Annotated in this window: 14 protein-coding genes; 8 read left to right on the forward strand and 6 right to left on the reverse strand. The window is 69.3% G+C overall.

Features of this window, described 5'->3' with window-relative positions; translation table 11 throughout:
* Positions 1-3: 3 nt before the first annotated feature.
* Positions 4-2070 (reverse strand): glycoside hydrolase family 15 protein, encoded by a 2067-nt coding sequence (locus tag ACGFIQ_RS03100; protein ID WP_393238333.1) that lies wholly within the window; start codon positions 2068-2070, stop codon positions 4-6.
* Here ACGFIQ_RS03100 and ACGFIQ_RS03105 point away from each other — a divergent pair.
* Both ACGFIQ_RS03105 and ACGFIQ_RS03110 read left to right on the forward strand, forming a co-directional pair.
* Positions 1970-2395, forward strand: a complete 426-nt coding sequence (locus ACGFIQ_RS03105) for a VOC family protein (RefSeq protein WP_393238336.1) — start codon at positions 1970-1972, stop codon at positions 2393-2395. The genes ACGFIQ_RS03100 and ACGFIQ_RS03105 overlap by 101 nt on opposite strands.
* Before the next feature lies 1 nt (position 2396).
* Entirely contained in the window at positions 2397-2942 is a 546-nt protein-coding gene (locus ACGFIQ_RS03110) for a YdeI family protein (RefSeq protein ID WP_393238338.1), read from the forward strand.
* Positions 2943-3038: 96 nt separating this feature from the next.
* Here ACGFIQ_RS03110 and ACGFIQ_RS03115 read toward each other — a convergent pair whose 3' ends face one another.
* Complete coding sequence (locus tag ACGFIQ_RS03115; RefSeq protein WP_357071300.1) at positions 3039-3335, reverse strand: DUF6582 domain-containing protein; 297 nt, start codon at positions 3333-3335, stop codon at positions 3039-3041.
* 350 nt (positions 3336-3685) lie between these two features.
* Here ACGFIQ_RS03115 and ACGFIQ_RS03120 point away from each other — a divergent pair, with 350 nt between their 5' ends.
* Entirely contained in the window at positions 3686-4873 is a 1188-nt protein-coding gene (locus ACGFIQ_RS03120) for a DUF1996 domain-containing protein (RefSeq protein WP_393238341.1), read from the forward strand.
* A gap of 44 nt (positions 4874-4917) precedes the next feature.
* Here ACGFIQ_RS03120 and ACGFIQ_RS03125 read toward each other — a convergent pair whose 3' ends face one another.
* Positions 4918-7617, reverse strand: coding sequence for an RICIN domain-containing protein (locus ACGFIQ_RS03125; RefSeq protein ID WP_393238344.1), 2700 nt, complete (start codon positions 7615-7617; stop codon positions 4918-4920).
* A 395-nt stretch (positions 7618-8012) separates the two neighbouring features.
* Here ACGFIQ_RS03125 and ACGFIQ_RS03130 point away from each other — a divergent pair, with 395 nt between their 5' ends.
* A complete protein-coding gene (locus tag ACGFIQ_RS03130) occupies positions 8013-8411 on the forward strand; it encodes a nuclear transport factor 2 family protein (protein WP_393238347.1) in 399 nt (132 codons plus the stop codon).
* 203 nt (positions 8412-8614) lie between these two features.
* On the forward strand, positions 8615-9619 hold the full coding sequence (locus ACGFIQ_RS03135) for a GrpB family protein (protein WP_393238350.1): 1005 nt from the start codon (positions 8615-8617) through the stop codon (positions 9617-9619).
* 44 nt (positions 9620-9663) lie between these two features.
* Here the strand turns inward: ACGFIQ_RS03135 and ACGFIQ_RS03140 are convergent, their stop codons facing one another.
* Together ACGFIQ_RS03140 and ACGFIQ_RS03145 are read right to left on the reverse strand one after the other, a co-directional pair.
* Entirely contained in the window at positions 9664-10098 is a 435-nt protein-coding gene (locus ACGFIQ_RS03140; RefSeq protein ID WP_393238353.1) for an SRPBCC domain-containing protein, read from the reverse strand.
* 148 nt (positions 10099-10246) lie between these two features.
* On the reverse strand, positions 10247-11677 hold the full coding sequence (locus ACGFIQ_RS03145) for a class II 3-deoxy-7-phosphoheptulonate synthase (protein ID WP_393238356.1): 1431 nt from the start codon (positions 11675-11677) through the stop codon (positions 10247-10249).
* A 266-nt stretch (positions 11678-11943) separates the two neighbouring features.
* Here ACGFIQ_RS03145 and ACGFIQ_RS03150 point away from each other — a divergent pair, with 266 nt between their 5' ends.
* Together ACGFIQ_RS03150 and ACGFIQ_RS03155 are read left to right on the forward strand one after the other, a co-directional pair.
* Positions 11944-13467: an anthranilate synthase component I family protein gene (locus ACGFIQ_RS03150; RefSeq protein ID WP_393238359.1), complete on the forward strand. Its 1524-nt coding sequence runs from the start codon at positions 11944-11946 to the stop codon at positions 13465-13467.
* A complete protein-coding gene (locus ACGFIQ_RS03155) occupies positions 13464-14042 on the forward strand; it encodes an anthranilate synthase component II (protein ID WP_393238362.1) in 579 nt (192 codons plus the stop codon). Before ACGFIQ_RS03150 ends, ACGFIQ_RS03155 begins: the two co-directional genes overlap by 4 nt.
* Before the next feature lie 17 nt (positions 14043-14059).
* Here the strand turns inward: ACGFIQ_RS03155 and ACGFIQ_RS03160 are convergent, their stop codons facing one another.
* On the reverse strand, positions 14060-15481 hold the full coding sequence (locus ACGFIQ_RS03160; RefSeq protein ID WP_393238365.1) for a PLP-dependent aminotransferase family protein: 1422 nt from the start codon (positions 15479-15481) through the stop codon (positions 14060-14062).
* A 110-nt stretch (positions 15482-15591) separates the two neighbouring features.
* On the opposite strand from ACGFIQ_RS03160, the gene trpD reads away from it, so the two are divergent.
* Complete coding sequence (gene trpD / locus ACGFIQ_RS03165; protein ID WP_393238367.1) at positions 15592-16677, forward strand: anthranilate phosphoribosyltransferase; 1086 nt, start codon at positions 15592-15594, stop codon at positions 16675-16677.
* Positions 16678-16797: the final 120 nt, after the last annotated feature.

A 16797-nucleotide genomic window follows, 5' to 3' on the forward strand; every position in this document is an offset into this window, starting at 1 on the left:
CGGTCAGCACTGCTCGCCGAGCAGGTCGTCGAGGTGGGTCGCCGTGCTGATCAGGGACAGGTGGCTGAACGCCTGCGGGAAGTTGCCGATCTGCGCACCGGTCGGGGCGATCTCCTCGGCGTAGAGGCCGAGGGGGTTGCTGTAGGTGAGCATCTTCTCGAAGGTCAACCGTGCGTCGTCGAGCCGACCGGCCTGGGCGAGCGCCTGGACGTACCAGAAGGTGCACATGTTGAAGGTGCCCTCGGTGCCGGCCAGGCCGTCCGGCGAGGCCTTCGGGTCGTAGCGGTAGACCAGGCTGTCGGAGACGAGTCCGGTGTCCATCGCCCGCAGCGTCGACTCCCACATCGGGTCGGTCGGTGAGATGAAGTTCAGCCCGGGCATCGCCAGGAGCGAGGCGTCCAGGATGTCGGACCGGTAGTGCTGCACGAACGCCTGTCGCTCCTGGTTGAACCCACGGGTCATGACCTGCTCGTAGATGGCGTCGCGTTCGGCGGCCCAGCGGGCGGTGTCACCGGGGCGCCCTCGGCGGTGCGCGATGCGGATGGCACGGTCGAGCGCGACCCAGGACAACACCCGCCCGTAGGTGAAGTCCTGCCGACCGGACCGGGTCTCCCAGATGCCGTCCTCGGGTTGGTCCCAGTGCGCGCAGAGCCAGTCCATCAAACCGGCAGTCTTGCGCCAACCCTGGTACGGCGGGATCAGCCCGCTGCGGTCGGCGAGTTCCAACGCGAGGAGAGCCTCGCCGTAGATGTCGAGTTGCAGTTGGCCCGCCGCACCGTTTCCGATGCGCACCGGGGCCGAACCGCGGTACCCCTCCAGGTGATCCAGCACCTCCTCCGACAGGTCCGGTGAGCCGTCGATCCGGTACATGACCTGCAGCGGGATGTCACCGTCACTGGCCGCACGAATGCGCGCGTCGAGCCAGAGCAGATACTTCTGGGCCTCGTCGGTGAAGCCCAGGCGCAGCAGCGCGTGCACCGAGAAGGACGCGTCCCGGACCCAGGTGTAGCGGTAGTCCCAGTTGCGCGGCCCGCCGATCTGCTCCGGTAGCCCCGCGGTGGGCGCGGCGACCAGGGCGCCGGTCGGCGCGTACGTCATCAGTTTGAGCGTGATCGCCGACCGCTCGACCACCTCCCGCCAGCGACCCGTGTAACGGGAACCACCCACCCACCGCCGCCAGTAGTCGCGGGTCTGTGCGAGCAGGTCGCACGCCTCGTCGGTGGTGAGCGCCCGGGGCGCGTGCGGGCAGGCCGTCTCCAGGACCACCCCGCCGATGTCGCCCTGCCGCAGGGTGAACGACGCGGACACCCCGTCGGCGTCCCGTCGGATGTCCCTGGCGTTGAACACCCGTTCCACGTTCTTGAAGGGAGTGAGGGTGAGGGTCAGCGTCCGGCTCCGGAAGACGTCACCCTCTGGGTGCACCTCGAGGGTGTACGGATCGCGCCCGTAGTTGAACCGGGGCCGGCAGTCGAAGCGGAACCGCATGCTCCCCCGGACCATCCGGACCAGCCGGATCAGCACGTGCCGCTCGGTGGCGCGTGCACCGGTGACGGGCATGAAGTCCAACAGCTCCGCGACGCCGTCGGCGCTGTGGAAGCGGGTGATCAGGATCGGCGTACCGGGCAGGTAGAGCTGTTTGCTCATGTAGTAGACGCCGTCGGGCGACAGTTGGAAGTGGCCGCCCCGATTGCGGTCCAACAGCGCGGCGAAGACGCTCGGGGAGTCGAAACGGGGCGCACAGAACCAGTCGACAGTGCCGTCCGTGCTGATCAGCGCCGCGGTCTGCAGGTCACCGATCAGGCCGTGTTCCTCCACCGCCGGGTAGGTCGTCGCCACGCTGCCCCCGCATCCGTCGAGCCAACGGCGGCGACTACCCGGGAATTGACGGCCTACACCCGCGATTGCGGAACCAGACCTTCCGCAATCGTCGATAGCGTCGACACCGAACACATCGATGAGAGGACACCTGATGAGCCTGCGAGGATTTGCCACACTCAACATCTGGGCGGACGACGTGGAGGCGGCCACCAAGTGGTACGCGGAGTTCCTCGGCGTCGAGGCGTACTTCATGCGCCCGGGGCCCGACGGACGCCCGGCCTACACCGAGTTCCGGATCGGTGACTACCAGGCGGAGCTGGGCATCATCGACCGCAGGTTCGGCCCGCCCAACGCCGCGACGGGGCCCGGGGGCGTGGTCATGCACTGGTACGTCGACGACCTCGACGCGACAGTCAAGCGTCTGCTGGCGCTGGGTGCCACGGAGTACCAGCCGATCACCCCGCACGGGGACGAGGGGTTCATCACCGCGTCGGTCGTCGACCCGTTCGGCAACGTGCTGGGCGTCATGAAGAACCCGCACTACGAAGAGATCCTGGCCGCACTGAAGGGCAGCTGACGTGGAGGTGCTCGACTTTCCCGACGCGGCGGCGTGGGAGGCGTGGCTGGCCACACAGCACGAGCTACGCGACGAGGCGTGGCTACGGATCGCCAAGCGGCACTCCGGGCTGGCCTCGATCACGATCACCGACGCGCTCGACGTGGCCCTCTGCCATGGCTGGATCGACGGACAACGCAGGGCGTTGGACGACCTGTCGTTCCTGCAGCGCTACTCGCGCCGCCGCCCACGGAGCACCTGGTCACAGGTCAACGTCGCCAAGGTCGAGGCCCTGACGGCGGCCGGCCGGATGCGGCCCGCCGGGCTCCGGGAGGTCGCGGCAGCCAAGGCCGACGGGCGATGGGACGCGGCGTACGAGAGGCAGCGCACCGCCACCACCCCGCCCGACCTCCTGGCCGCGCTGTCCGCCGATCCCCGCGCGAGCGCCGTGTTCGACCGGCTCGGCCGATCCGCCCGGTATGCCGTGATCCTGCCGGTGCTCAGGGCCCGCACCCCCGAGGCCCGGGCGAAGGTGCTGGCCCGGGAGGTCGCGCGACTGACCAGGTAGTGGCGGCGGACGGTGGACCGGCCGGCAGTCCTATCCGGCCCGGTCCACCCTTCGCCGCACCGACACCGCCGCCTGGTCGACGCGGACCTGTCCGGATCAGTGGGCGGGATTGGGTGTGTGCGGGAGTTTGCCGAGTTGGCGCCAGTTCGTCTCGGCGACCTCGACGTCGTAGTGCTTGGCGGCGGCGAGGATGTTCTGGAAGGCCAGGTCCCGGTCCTCGTCGGTGACGCCCTGCACCTGGTCGAAGCGGGCGATGGCGTTGCGGACGTGGCCCGCGTCGGTCATCGGTTCCTTACGTTCACGAGGGAACGCGAAGACGGTTTCCGGCAGCTCGCGCTTGTCCTTGCTCGACAGGCCGCCGTGCTTCTCGTGGGGCTTCCAGGTCGACTTCATCACCTGGCATTACCCGCACGCTGTCCGCCAGCACCTCTCCGGCCGACATTTTCCGGTCCCGCCAACCCGACCAGAGCGGGCGGAGCACCCACCGTCGACCTCGCCGGCGAGGCAACCTTCGCCTTCGACGGGTTGGGAAAGCGATACATATCACCCCGGGGAACGGTAATCCGCGACATTCGGCCGTTCCGCGTCCGTGGCCAGGCACGACGCACCGACCTGTGTGGACACCCGCGTCCGCGTGCTTTATGGAAGGTTTAAGGAACTGTCGAGTACGGGCGGCGGGCACCTACCATTCGGCGGCCGTGGCCGTTCGGGTCAGCCTCATGTCGGCTCGTTGGGAGTGACAGGTGTCGTACGAGAGCCCACCCCCGTCACGTCATCGCCCGCCGGGGTGGCCGGCCCGCACCAAACTCGGCGTGGCCGCCGGAGCGGCGGTGCTGCTCGTCGTCGCGGCCGGGGGCGTGTACCTGGGCAACGGCGGGGTGCCGCCCGAGCCGTCGAACGCGGCCAACGCCGTGGATTACCCGTCTCCATCGGCCCGGCCCACCGAGTCCGCTGCGGCAGCGTCGGCCGTCGCGACGCCATTGGCCTCCACGACCCCGTCGATCGCCGCGACCCCGTCCACCGCCGCCGCGCCGAAGATCCCCGCTACCGGCTGGATTCCCGTCGACCGCGCGGCCTGGAAGGCGCAGGCCGACGCGTACCGGGCGTTGACGATCGACCCGGTCCCGGCCGGTGTGGGCAACCTGCCGGAGTTCCGCGCGGACTGCCAGTACAGCCACCAATTGCCGGACGACCCGATCGTCGCTCCCGGCCTACCGGGTGCCTCACACATGCACTCCTTCGTCGGCAACAAGGCCGTCGACGCGAACACCGTCGCCGGTGACCTGACGAAGTTCACGGCCACCTCCTGCAAGCCGGCGCAGGACCACTCCGCCTACTGGGTGCCCACGCTCTACGACAACGCGACGGGCAAGCCGGTCGAGACCACTGGCTTCCGGGTCTACTACCGATCGCTTGCCAAGAACTCGACAGGCCAGATGCCCCTGCCCAACGGCCTGCGCATGATCTCCGGCGACGCCAAGAAGAAGCAGCCGACACCGCGTGGCGCGACCGGGCAGTTCTACTGCGCCTTCTACGGCCCGGGGGATCTCGACGGCGTGGCGCGCAGCACCAACGGCAACTGGCCCATCTGCGGAGGGGACGCGACGCTGCACTTCATGATGCAGTTCCCCGACTGCTGGGACGGCAAGCACCTGGACAGCCCCAACCACAAGGACCATGTGGCGTACGGCAGCGGCGACGCCTGCCCGCCCAGCCATCCGGTCCGGGTTCCGGCGATCACCTTCGACATCCAGTACCCGGCGAAGGGCACCCCGTCGGGCTACTACCTCTCCTCCGACAAGGAGGGCAAGAGCGCCTCGTCGATGCACGGCGACGCGTTCGTGATGTGGGACGTCGCCACCATGAACAAGCGCACCAAGAACTGCGTCCTCGGCCGCCGGACCTGCGACAACTACGGATACCAGAAATAGCCCGGGGCCAGGCCCGTGTCGGCCTGGCCCCGGGGTCTGATCGGTCAGCTACGCAGCGTCCACCGCTGGTTCGCGCCGCCGTTGCACGACCAGAGGATCACCTTCGTGCCGTTGGCGGTGGCAGCGCCGTTGGCATCGAGGCAGAGCCCGGACTGGGCGTTCGTGATGGTGCCGTTGGTGTTGACGTTCCACTGCTGGTTCGTGCCGCCGTGGCAGTCCCAGATGATGACCGCGGTGCCGTTGGCCGTGCCGGCCCCGGACGCGTCCAGGCACTTGTTGCCGTACACGGTCAGCTGCTTGCTGGCGGTCTGGGTCCACCGCTGGTTGGTGCCGGTGGAGCAGTCCCAGAGTTGCGTCTGGGTGCCGTTGGTGGTCGAGGAGTTGGGCACCTCGACACAGCGGCCGGACTGGCCACCCACGAGTTGCCCGACGCCCGTGCCGCCACCGCCCTGCTGTTGCCGGACGATGAAGGTCGACTCCGCCGATCGGTTGCCCTGCGCGTCGACCACGTAGAGCCGGTACTCGCCCTGGGTCGTCGGCACGGCGATGGACGTGGCGGTGCCGGTCGCCCTGGTCATCGTCGCCCCGGCGGTGAAGGTGGTCGTGCCGGACGGAGCCAGCCAGACCGACTTGGTGGCGTCACCGGTGCTGCGGATCGGGATCGACGCCGTGGCACTCGCGACGAACGTGCTGGCCGGCAGCACGTAGTTCGGCGCGGAGAAGGTGCTCGCCGCAACGATGTCCCGGTACGCGTCCTCAAGTCCGGAGTTCGCGGCGATGCTGTAGGCCGCCGCGGGCCAGACATAGTCGGAGGAGACGAGGATGTCGGCGACAGTGCTGTTCGGCAGGTTCTTGTTGGAGACCTTGTTGATCGGGCCGTAGATCTGCGTGATGCTCAGATCGTGCTTGCGCCCGAAATCGTCCGAATTGATCATCCAGGTGACGTTCTTGTCGATGCTCAGGACGTTGTCGCGGAACGTGATGAACGCCGATCCCTCGTCCGGGTGCAGCCCGTACTTGTGGCCCGAGGGAACGCCCTGGAGATAGTTGTTGGTGATCATCGTCCCGGGCTGGCTGCCGAGCGTGTAGATGGGGGCGGTGTCGCTGAGGCGCTGCACCGTGTCGATGATGTGGTTGTAACTGATGTTGTTGTTTCGCGCCGTCGTGGTGGGTCGGTTGGGCACGATCGAGCCCGATGACCCGTCGAAGTTCCACCAGCCCCAGCCGAGGGTGATGCCCGACCACGGAGTCTTCTCGATCCGGTTGTGCTGGATGGTGAGGGTGTCCGCGAAGTAGGCCGAGATGGGGCTGTGCCCGTTGAACAGGACGGCACTGTCGTAGAGATAGTTGTTCTTGATGTCGATGTTCTTCGGCAGCCCCTCGACCTGCGCGGAGTACTTCTCGCGGTTGGTCGACGTGCCGTCTCCGATGTAGACGTGCTGGGGATGGCCCACCAGGATCGCGGAGCCGGCGATGTCGTTCGTGGAGTTGCCGATCAACTGCGAGCCCTGCACGTCGTTGACCATGCTGATCCCGTCGGCACCGGTGTGCTGGATCCGGTTGCGTTGCAGGAGGATCGCGTCGGCGTTCTGCACCTGGACGATGCCGGGAACGACGTCCACGTTGCGGTAGTGGTAGACGTGGAAGTTGCCCTTCGCGTACACCTGGGCGCCGAGGTTGCCCTGCTGCGCCTGCTTGAACGACGCGCCGGCAACGTTGAACAGGTTCCAGTCGGAGTGCTGCACCGTCAGGCCGGAGAACGTGATGTTGCGGGCGTGGCTGCTGGTCGAGGTGCCGGCGACCCGCAGCACGGTGGTGACGTTGTTCGGCGCGTAGACCGTCGCGGTCGACATGTTGTCGGCAGTGGCCTTGTAGTAATAGACCGTCTTGGTGCCCTTGTCGAAGAAGAACTCGCCCGGCGCGTCCAGGAACTCGTAGGCGTTCATGAGCTTGTGGGTGCCGCCCACCTGGGCGTTGCCGTTGAACGAGCCCTGGGCGATCGCCGCACCCGGCTGCTGGAACAGGGCGACCCGGTTCGCGCCGTCGGAACTCGTGGTCACCTGGCGGACGCCCACGATGGCCGTGGTCCAGGTCGTCCCCGTCTCGATCTCGATGTCGTCCTGGTTGCGGGCGACGGCGGGGAAATCGTTCAGGTTGTATTTGGCGCCGTCGCACTGCGAGCCCGACTCCCAGGCCCACGCGGCCTGGTTGGCGGTGATGTTGTACGTCCCGTAGCACCCGCCCGAGCTGATCGTCTTAGACGCCATGAGGGCACGCTTGTCATTGACGTACAGCGCCCGCAGCTTGTTGGCGCGGTCCAGTGGCGCCTTCCAGATGTTGCCGCTGTGCTGGGTCCACCCGGTCACCTGGACGCCGCCGTCGAGGACCGGCTTCTCACCGGGGTACGCGCCATAGCTGACCCGGAATCCGTTGGTGCCCGAGTCGCTCGTGCCGAACTCGACGGTGCTGCTGATCGGATAGGTCCCGCCGCGCAGCAACACATTGATGTCGCCGGTCATGTTCGTATTCACCGTACGAACGACATCCCGTGCGCGTTGCAGGGTCTTGAATGGGGATTCGAGCGTCCCCGCGTTGGCGTCGTTGCCGTCCGGGGCGACATAGTAGGTCGCCTGAACCGCGGCCGAGGCCGGCAGCTGATTCGTCAGCACGGCCGGCACTGCGGCGGAGACGAAGACCGCGAGCGCCAACAACGACGTTCGAGCGGTGGATATTGCTGATTTCACGTGCTGTTCCTTTCACTTGCCGTCGACGGGATGCCGAATGTGGGTATCGAGCGACGAGCACGGAACAGCGATGCCACTAAGGACTGGCGGAGGGGCTGCTGTCGCCCGACCGCACTCTTTTTCCAATCGCTACGAAGCTCTCCCAGGGACTGTATGTCGAACGTGTGACGACTGCAACAGTCAATTAAGAGTGGTCAATGCGCAAAGACGCTCGTACCGGGCAGAACGCCCGAGCCCCGCCCCCGGCGCCGCCGGCATCGTCCGATGAATCCGCGACGCAGGATCGCGCTGCCCAGCGTGCGGGCGTGGAACTGCGACGCCGGCCGCGCGAGCGTCAGGGGTCAGTGGTACGAACTGGGCTGACCCGAGACGCGGCAGCAGCGGAGGACACCACCATGCGGACACACACGGCCGCCCGCCGCTGGGCCACGACCTGGGCCGCCGCCTGGCCGACCCGGGACGTCGACGCGATCGTCGCCCTGCAACGGGAGGACGGCGACCACTGGGCATCCCTGTTCCGCCCGTACCGTGGCCGATCCGGCCTCCGGGCCTACCTGGAGGAAGCCTTCGCCGAGGAGTCCCGCCCCGCCCAGGTGTGGTTCGGCGAGCCACGGGTCGACGGCGATGGCGCAACCGTGGAGTACTGGGCGGTGGTCCACCTCAAGGACCATCCCCTGACCATCTCCGGATGCACGGTGCTGCGTTTCGACGAGGCGGGCCTCGTCGACGAGGCCCGCGACTACTCGCACGTGCGCGAGGGCCACCACTCGCCGCCGGCCGGCCTGTTCACCTGACGAGAGACAGCACCCCACTCCAGGACGCATGTTCGACGCCGCGTTGGTCAATCTCTACACCCGCGACATCGACGCGGGGATCCGGTTCTAGGAGATCGTCGCCCAGATCCCCCGCACCTCGCACGGACAACCCGCGAGGGAACAGTTCTTCATCACCTGCGCGCGACTCACGTCAGCACCGAGAGTGCGGTTAGGACCTGCGGATGGCTGACGAATTCGACGTCGTGGTCCTCGGCGCCGGTCCCGGTGGCTACGTGGCCGCCATCCGTGCTGCTCAACTCGGTTTGCGCACGGCCGTGGTGGAAGAGAAATACTGGGGCGGCGTCTGCCTCGACGTGGGTTGCATTCCGTCGAAGGCGCTTCTCCGCAATGCCGAGCTGGCCCACCTGTTCACGCGCGAGCCCAAGACGTTCGGCATCAGCTCGACCGGCGAGGTGACCTTCGATTTCGGGGCCGCGTACGCGCGCAGCCGCAAGGTCGCCGACGGCCGGGTCAAAGGCGTGCACTATTTGGCGGTGAGCAGCAGGTCCAGCCGCCACCGGCGGTGCGACGTCGGGCGGATCGACCCAAACCGCTGCGCTACCGTGCTACACGTGGTCGATCCAGATTCGCTCACCACGTTCGTAGCTGCCCCGGACCCGGATTGGCAGCAACAGGGAGCGGCGCTCGTCCACGAGCTGCAGGCTGTTCTGGCACCGGTGGCACGGCGGGTGGATCACATCGGCAGCACCTCGATCCCCGGCATGGCAGCCAAGCCGGTGTTCGACCTGCAGGTCAGCGTCGCCGACCTCGACGCCGCCGTAGTCGCATTCGATGAACCACTGGCCGCCCTCGGATTTCGCCGACGACCATACGAGCGAGACCACGTACCGGCCGGTCGTGACGACCCGCCACACAGGTGGGCCAAACGGTACTGGAACAGACGAAGCGTCGGTGAACCGCATGTCAACCTGCATTGTCGGCTCGTAGGCTCACCGAATGAGCGGCTCGCCCTGCTGTTCCGGGACTGGTTCAGGGCGCACCCGCCAGCAGTGCCAGCGTACGGACGGTTCAAGGGCACTCTGGCCGCCGCAGTCGGCGACCTGGACGTCTACACGGACGTCAAAGACCCGGTGGTCGACCTCGTCGTGACCGTCGCGGAGGAATGGGCTGCCGCCACCGGCTGGTCCCCGGGCGGCGTCGACGGTCGAGGACTGGCTGCCCGTTAGCCGGCTCGCACCGCATCCACTTCCGCCGCCGTCCGATCGTCAGGTCATGTCTCGAGATGCGCTGCCAGGTTGGCGAGTGAGGAGGTCATGCCAGCAGCGTGGTCGCCGGCGGAGATACCGGCCGGGACGTTGTCCGCTTGGAACTCCACGCGCGTGCCCTGCTCCACCTCCGTAACCGTCCACGTCATCGTCATCGTGCCCGAGTGGGCCGGGTCTTCGGAGACGAAGTCGACGGCCTGCACCACCCGCACACCAGGGACGATGTCGACGAAGGAGGCCTCCACCACGTCCGAGTCCGCGGTGCTCTTGCCCGGCGCGGTCGAGGCGTCGGCATAGGTCAGCACAAGCCGGTAGGACCCGCCCGGCCTGGCGTCGAACCGCTCGAATCGGGCGCTCATGCCCTCGGGTGGCAACCAGACCGTCAGCGCTTCGGGGTCGACGAGTGCCGCGTACACACGGTCGGCCGGAGCCATGATCACTCGGGAAGCCGTGTCCGTCCTAGCCATGGTCGGATCCTAGTTTCTCGACGCTTGAGAATTGCTCCGCGCCTGCGCCCACCAGGCCCGGTCCGCGCCGGCTCCCTCATGCCGCCGGACGGCGCGTGCCTCTCGACACCCGCCCGGCGCCTCAGGACGGCCGGGACGGTTCGGTGCTCGTGGGAGCGGCGACCCGGGCCGCCCGGAAGTGGGTGTGCAGTAGTTCCGCGGTACGGAAGGACAACTCGATCGACTGGCTGCGGTTCAGCCGGGGGTCGCACGCCGACTCGTAACCGGCGTGCAGGTCGTCGAAGGCGACCGGTTCCCCGCCGCCGACGCACTCGGCCACGTCGTCGCCGGTCAGCTCGATGTGCAGGCCCCCGGGGTGGGTGCCCAACGCGGCGTGTACCTCGAAGAAGCCCGTCACCTCGTCGACTATGTCGTCGAAGCGTCGGGTCTTGTGCCCGCTCGGTGCCGTGATCGTGTTGCCGTGCATCGGGTCACTGACCCAGCTGACCGCGCCACCGACGGAACGGGCCGCCTCGACCAACGCCGGAAGCCGGTCACGGACGAGCTCGGCGCCCATCCGCGCGATGAAGGTCAGTCGGCCGGGCCGGCGGTGCGGGTCGAGCAGTTCGACGTAGGCGACCACCTCGTCGGGTGTGGTCTTCGGCCCCAGCTTGACCGCGAGGGGATTGTCGATCGTGGTCAGGTATGCCAGGTGGGCACCGTCGAGCTGCCGGGTGCGCTCGCCCAGCCACAGCAGATGACCGCTGCCGGCGTAGCGTCGGCCGCTGCGGGGATCCGTTCGGGTCAGTGCCTCCTCGTAGTCGAGCAACAGACCCTCGTGGCTGGTGTACAGGTCGACCCTGCGGCTACCGGCCAGGTCCATGTTGCAGGCCTGGACGAAGCGCAGCGCCCGGTCGATGTCGTCGGCGAGGCGCTCGTAGCGTTGGCCGACGGGCGAACGAGCGACGAAGTCCTGGTTCCAGGCGTGCACCTGACGCAGGTCGGCGTACCCGCCGGTCAGGAAGGCCCGGATGATCGCGAGCGTCGCCGCCGACGCCTGGTACATCTCGTGCAGGCGGCGCGGGTCGGGTCTGCGGGCCTCGGCGGTGAACTCGATGCCGTTGACCGCGTCGCCACGGTAGGCCGGCAGGGTCACGCCGTCGCGGGTCTCCGTCGGCGCCGACCGAGGTTTGGCGAACTGTCCGGCCATCCGCCCGACCTTGACGACCGGCAGTGAGCCGGCGTAGGTGAGGACCACCGCGATTTGGAGCAGGGTCTCCAGCTTCCGGCGGATTGCCAGTGACGAGGTGCCTCCGAACGTCTCGGCGCAGTCACCACCCTGGAGCAGGAACGCCTCGCCCCGGGCGACCTGCGCCAGCCGGGTCGTCAGCTCGTCACACTCCTGCGGTGACACCAGGGTCGACGCGGTACTGAGCTGGCCGACCACCCGGTCCAGCAGGTCCCGGTCCGGCCAGTCCGGTGCCTGGGCGACCGGTCGGCCGCGCCAGTGATCGGCCACCCGGGTGGTGGCGGTAGGGGCGTGGTGCACAGGAGCGAGCAGAGCGCTGGTCATGGCAGCCTTCCGCGGCGGCAGAGCATGGTCTGGTGAGACGGGTCATGGACCGGCCGGGCTGAGCGTAGGCCCGGCGGACCCGGCCCCGTCAAACCCGGCGGGGCCACCCGAGCGGCCCGGCCTGACCGTCCGCGTACCTCCGCGGCCTGGGGATTCGCCACCACGACGGACACCGCGAGGGCGAAGTGGACCGGTACACGGACCGGTGAATGGTCTGGGGTCCCCCGGTGCCACCTGCTTGGCTGGCAGCGGCGAAGGGGGATGTGATGCCGACGAATGAGGCTGCCCGGACAGATCGCGACGCCGTGACGTCGCCGGGCCTGCTCGAGCACCCGAGGATGCGGGTCGCGGTGCGTTCGACGGAGCTGCCCTCGCGCGATCCGTTGGAGCTCTACGCCTCCCTTGCCGCCAGCCTCGGCAGTCACCAGGTGTTCCTGCTGGAGAACCTCTCCGGGGCGGAGCCGCAACGACGGGGTTCGGTGGTCGGCTGGGGGCGTCTCGCGCAGATACGGCTACACCCGGAACACCTGGAGTTCGACGGGGTGACCGGAATCGTGGAAGCGCTGCGGCGGTTGGCCGCCGGACTCGGGTTGCGCACCGACGGGCCCGACCGGTGGAGGTTCGACCGGGCGGAAAGCGTCTGGGAGCTGCTGCGGCACACCCAACGCCTCTTCGACGTGGTGACCGACGAGCCACCGCAGGCGTACGCCTTCGGTTTCCTCCTCACCGCCGGCTACGGCGCCGCCTGGCACATGGAGGACCTGCCTCCCCGGCCCGCGGGTGACGTCCCGGATCTGACGCTGACCCTGTTCCAGCAGTCGGTCTGGTTCGATGCCGGATCCGGCCGGGTCCGACACCTGCGCGGCGACAACCCGTGCTTCCCCGCCCTCCCGGACGTACCACCGGTTCCGGAGCCGGCCGGGGTGTCGGTGGCGGTGCCGGCGGCGCCGCCCCCCGACCAGGTCAGTGACAACGTCGACCGGGAGACGTTCCTCGGCTGGGTGCGACGCTGCCTGGAGCACATCCACGTCGGTGACGTCTACCAGATCCAGATCGGCCACCGGATCGACGTGCGTACCTCGCTGACCCCACTCGAGGTGTACCGGCGGCTGCGGTGGCGCAATCCCTCGCCGCACATGTACCTCCTGCCGCACGCCGACTCCACCCTGATCGGTGCCAGCCCGGAGCTGCTGTTCCGCACCGAGGGGGACCTGCTGGTGATGCGGCCGATCGCCGGAACCACCCGCCGCGACCCAACCGGTCAGGGGAACGACGAACGCGTGCGGGCGCTGCTCGCCAGCACGAAGGAACGGGCAGAGCACATCATGCTGGTCGACCTGTGTCGCAACGACGTCAGTCGTGTCGCCCGCCCGCGCAGCCTGGCCGTCGACCGGCTGATGGCGGTGGAGACCTTCTCCCACGTCTTCCACCTGGTGTCGACCGTCTCGGCCCGGATGGATCCGGCCACGGACCTCTGGGCGGCGCTGCGGGCGACCTTTCCCGCGGGCACGATGACCGGTGCGCCGAAACTGCGGGCCATGGAGATCATCAGCGAGATCGAGCGGGACGATCGGGGCAGCTACGCGGGCGCGGTCGGTCTGGTCGACGCGCGCGGCTGGAGCGAGCTGGCGCTCTGCATCCGCACCGTCCACTACGACGGCACCCGGTACTCGACCCAGAGTTCGGCCGGGATCGTGGCCCAGTCCGACCCCGAGGGCGAATGGGCCGAGACCCTCCACAAGATGTCCGCCGCCTACTGGGCCCTGACCGGAGAGGATCTGGAGCCGTGAAGGTGCTTCTCATCGACGCCTACGACAGCTTCGTGCACATCATCCAGCAATACCTGCGGGATCTCGGCGTGCACGCCGAGACCGTACGGTCGAAGACGCTGTCGGAGGCCGACCTGCTCGCCTGGGGTCCGGACGCGGTGGTTCTCGGGCCCGGCCCCGGACACCCGGCCGACTCGGGTCACGTGGAGCTGGTACGGCTCTTCGCCGACCGGGTGCCGGTGCTCGGGGTGTGCCTCGGTCACCAGGCCATCGGGATGGCCTTCGGCGCGGAGGTGCGGGTCTCCGGCCGGCCGATGCACGGCCGCACCAGCGTCGTCCGGCACGACGGACGCGGTGTCTTCACCGGCCTGGCGCCGGACATGGTCGCCACCCGTTACCACTCGCTGGTGGTCGGCGAGCCGCTGCCAGAGGTGCTGGAGGCGACCGCTCACTCCACCGACGACGGGTTCGTCATGGGTTTACGGCATCGGCATTTTCCGGTCGAGGGCATCCAGTTCCACCCGGAGAGCATCACCACCGTCGACGGCATGCGCCTGCTGGAGAACTTCCTGACTGCCTCGGTGGCTGCGGTCTGAGCGATCCGGCCGGCCCGTCAGGCGCTGTGGCGCAGGCAGGGCCGGCCGGGCAGCTCCGCGGCCGTCTCCCCCACGGCCCGGATCGCCTCGAACAACCCCGACCTGGGCAGAGCGGCGTACCCGACCACCAGAGCCGCGGTCGGCGAGGGCTCCGCCGTGGCGAAGGACCGGCCGCCGGCGACCAGCACCGAGCGTCGGGCCGCGCCGTTCACCAACGCGGCCTCGTCGATGTGCGCGGGCAGTCTCAGGTACGCGTACAGCCCGGCCGCCGACCCGCTCATGCGGGCCTCGGGCAGGTGACGGCCGACGGCCTGGGTGAGCGCTTCACGTCGAACCCGGCAGCGGGCCCGCATACGTCGGGCGTGGCGGTCCAGTAGCCCGCTGCGGATGAACTCGGCGAAGGCCAACTGGGTCAGGCTGTCGCCGGCGAACTCACGTTCCGAGCCGACCCGGTCGAGGACGGACGACAGGGTGGGCGGGACGCACAGCCAGCCCACCCGCAGCCCCGGGCCCAGAATCGTGCTGGCCGTGCCGGCGTAGATGACCCGGTCGGGCGACTCGCGTTGCAGGGCCAGGGGGCGGGGCCGGGGTTCCATCCACAGATCACCGTCATGGTCCAGCTCGATGATCCACGCGCCGGTGTCGTGTGCCCAGCGCAGCAACTGGTCCCGGCGGTCCCGGGTCATCGTGACCCCGGTCGGGAACTGGTGGGCGGGGGTCGTCAGCACCGCCCGCACCCCGCTGCGGGCGAGCGCCCGCACGTTGATGCCGCTGGCGTCGACGGGCACCGGGTACAGGCGCTGGCCGAACCGGGCGGCGATGCCCCGGTGCCGGGGGTGACCCGGGTCCTCCACGCCGAGCTGGTCGATCCCGATCCGGCGCAGCGAGATGCTCAACAGTCGCAGCGCCGCCGAGAAGCCCGCGGTGACAAGTGTCTGCCCGGGGCAGGCACGGACCCCGACGACCCGGCCCAGATAGCCCGCGAGTTCCGTGCGCAGGGCCGGGACGCCGAAGGGGGGTGGCCGGTCCAGGTCGGGCAGGCGGACCGACCGGATCGCCCGGTCGTACGCGGCCAGCCAGTCGCGGTGCGGGAAGTGGACCGCGTTGCCCGCATCCGGCCGGAGGTCGAACCGGACGAGCTGCGCCGCGGCATGCTCCACCGGCTCGGGCCCGGCCGGCACCGGCGTGATGTGCCGGGCGACGCGGGTGCCCGAGCCTCGTACCGCCTCCAGGTAGCCCTCGGCTATCAGCCGGTCGTACGCCTCCACCACGACACTGCGGGAAACCTCCAGGTCGGCGGCGAGTTGCCGGCTGGACGGCAGTCGGGTGGCCGGCCGCAGCGACCCGGCGGTGATCTCTCGCTGGATGGCGTCGTGGATCTGCGCGGTCAACGGGGTGCCGGAGTTTCGGTCGACGTGGATGAACAACCGCCAGGTCATCACACCACTCTCTCGACGGGCGAAGTGGACCGGCCGTTCGACGTCGGGGTGGTCTGGCACGGCGCGACCTCCGATCCGACAGTGGGCAGGAGGATCTGAGAGGGGAACCGATGACCGAGACCGATCGGCGCTGGCCCGTTTTGTTGAGCGCCCTGCTGCGGCGTGAGGATCTGACCGCGACGGACACCGAGTGGGCGATGGACGAAGTCATGCGGGGTGCGGTCGGGCCGGCCCGGCTGGCCGCCTTCCTCATGGCGTTGCGCGCCAAGGGTGAGACCGTCGCCGAGGTCGAGGGGCTGCTGCGGGCGATGTACGCGCACGCGGTGCCGGTGCCCGTCGCGGGCCCGACCGTCGACATCGTCGGCACCGGCGGGGACGGCGCCCAGACGGTGAACATATCCACGATGGCGTCGATCGTGGTCGCCGGCGCCGGGATCCGGGTGGTCAAACACGGCAACCGGTCGGTGTCGTCGTCGAGCGGCTCCGCCGATGTCCTGGAACACCTCGGGGTGCCGCTGCCGCTCTCGGCCGCCGAGGTGGCCACCCTGGTCGATCAGGTGGGTATCGGGTTCTGTTTCGCGCCCGTGTTCCATCCGGCGATGCGGCACGCCGCTCCCGTCCGCCGGGAGCTGGGAGTCCCCACCGTGTTCAATCTGCTCGGGCCCCTGTCCAATCCGGCCCGCCCGACCGCCCACGCAGTCGGCGTCGCCGACGTGCGGGCCGCCCCACTGGTCGCCCAGGTGTTGGCCGGTGGCGGCGCGAGCGCACTGGTGTTCCGTGGTGACGACGGGCTGGACGAATTGACAGTGACCACGACGTCCCGGGTCTGGGCGGTGCATGACCGGACGGTGCGCGAGGAGGTCTTCGATCCTCGCGAGATCGGTATCGGCTACTCCCCGCTGGCGGCGCTGCGCACCACCGGGCCACAGGACAGCGCGCGGGTCGTGGGCGAGGTGCTGGCCGGTGCGGCCGGCCCGGTACGCGATGCGGTGCTCCTCGCGGCGGCGGCCGGGATCGCGGCGGCCCGGCCGACCGACGAGTCGGTCACCGCCCGGCTGGCGACCGGTGTGCGGCTCGCCGCGGAGGCCATCGACTCCGGTGCCGCCCGTCGGCTGCTCGATCGCTGGCGAGAGGTCGGCGGTGCGCTGGCCACGAGTGCCGTGCGGGTTCCGGACGGCACCGTCGCCGCTCTGTAGGTAGGCCGGGCGGCACGGGTTCCGGCATGGGCCGGCGGCCGGACGGGCAGAGCCGAGGTGCCGGCACTGTCGGATGCCGACGCCGACCGGGTTCAGCGGCAGGACCGACCGCCGTGCGTC

It is taken from the genome of Micromonospora sp. NPDC048898 (assembly GCF_043198035.1).
GTDB lineage: Bacteria > Actinomycetota > Actinomycetes > Mycobacteriales > Micromonosporaceae > Micromonospora.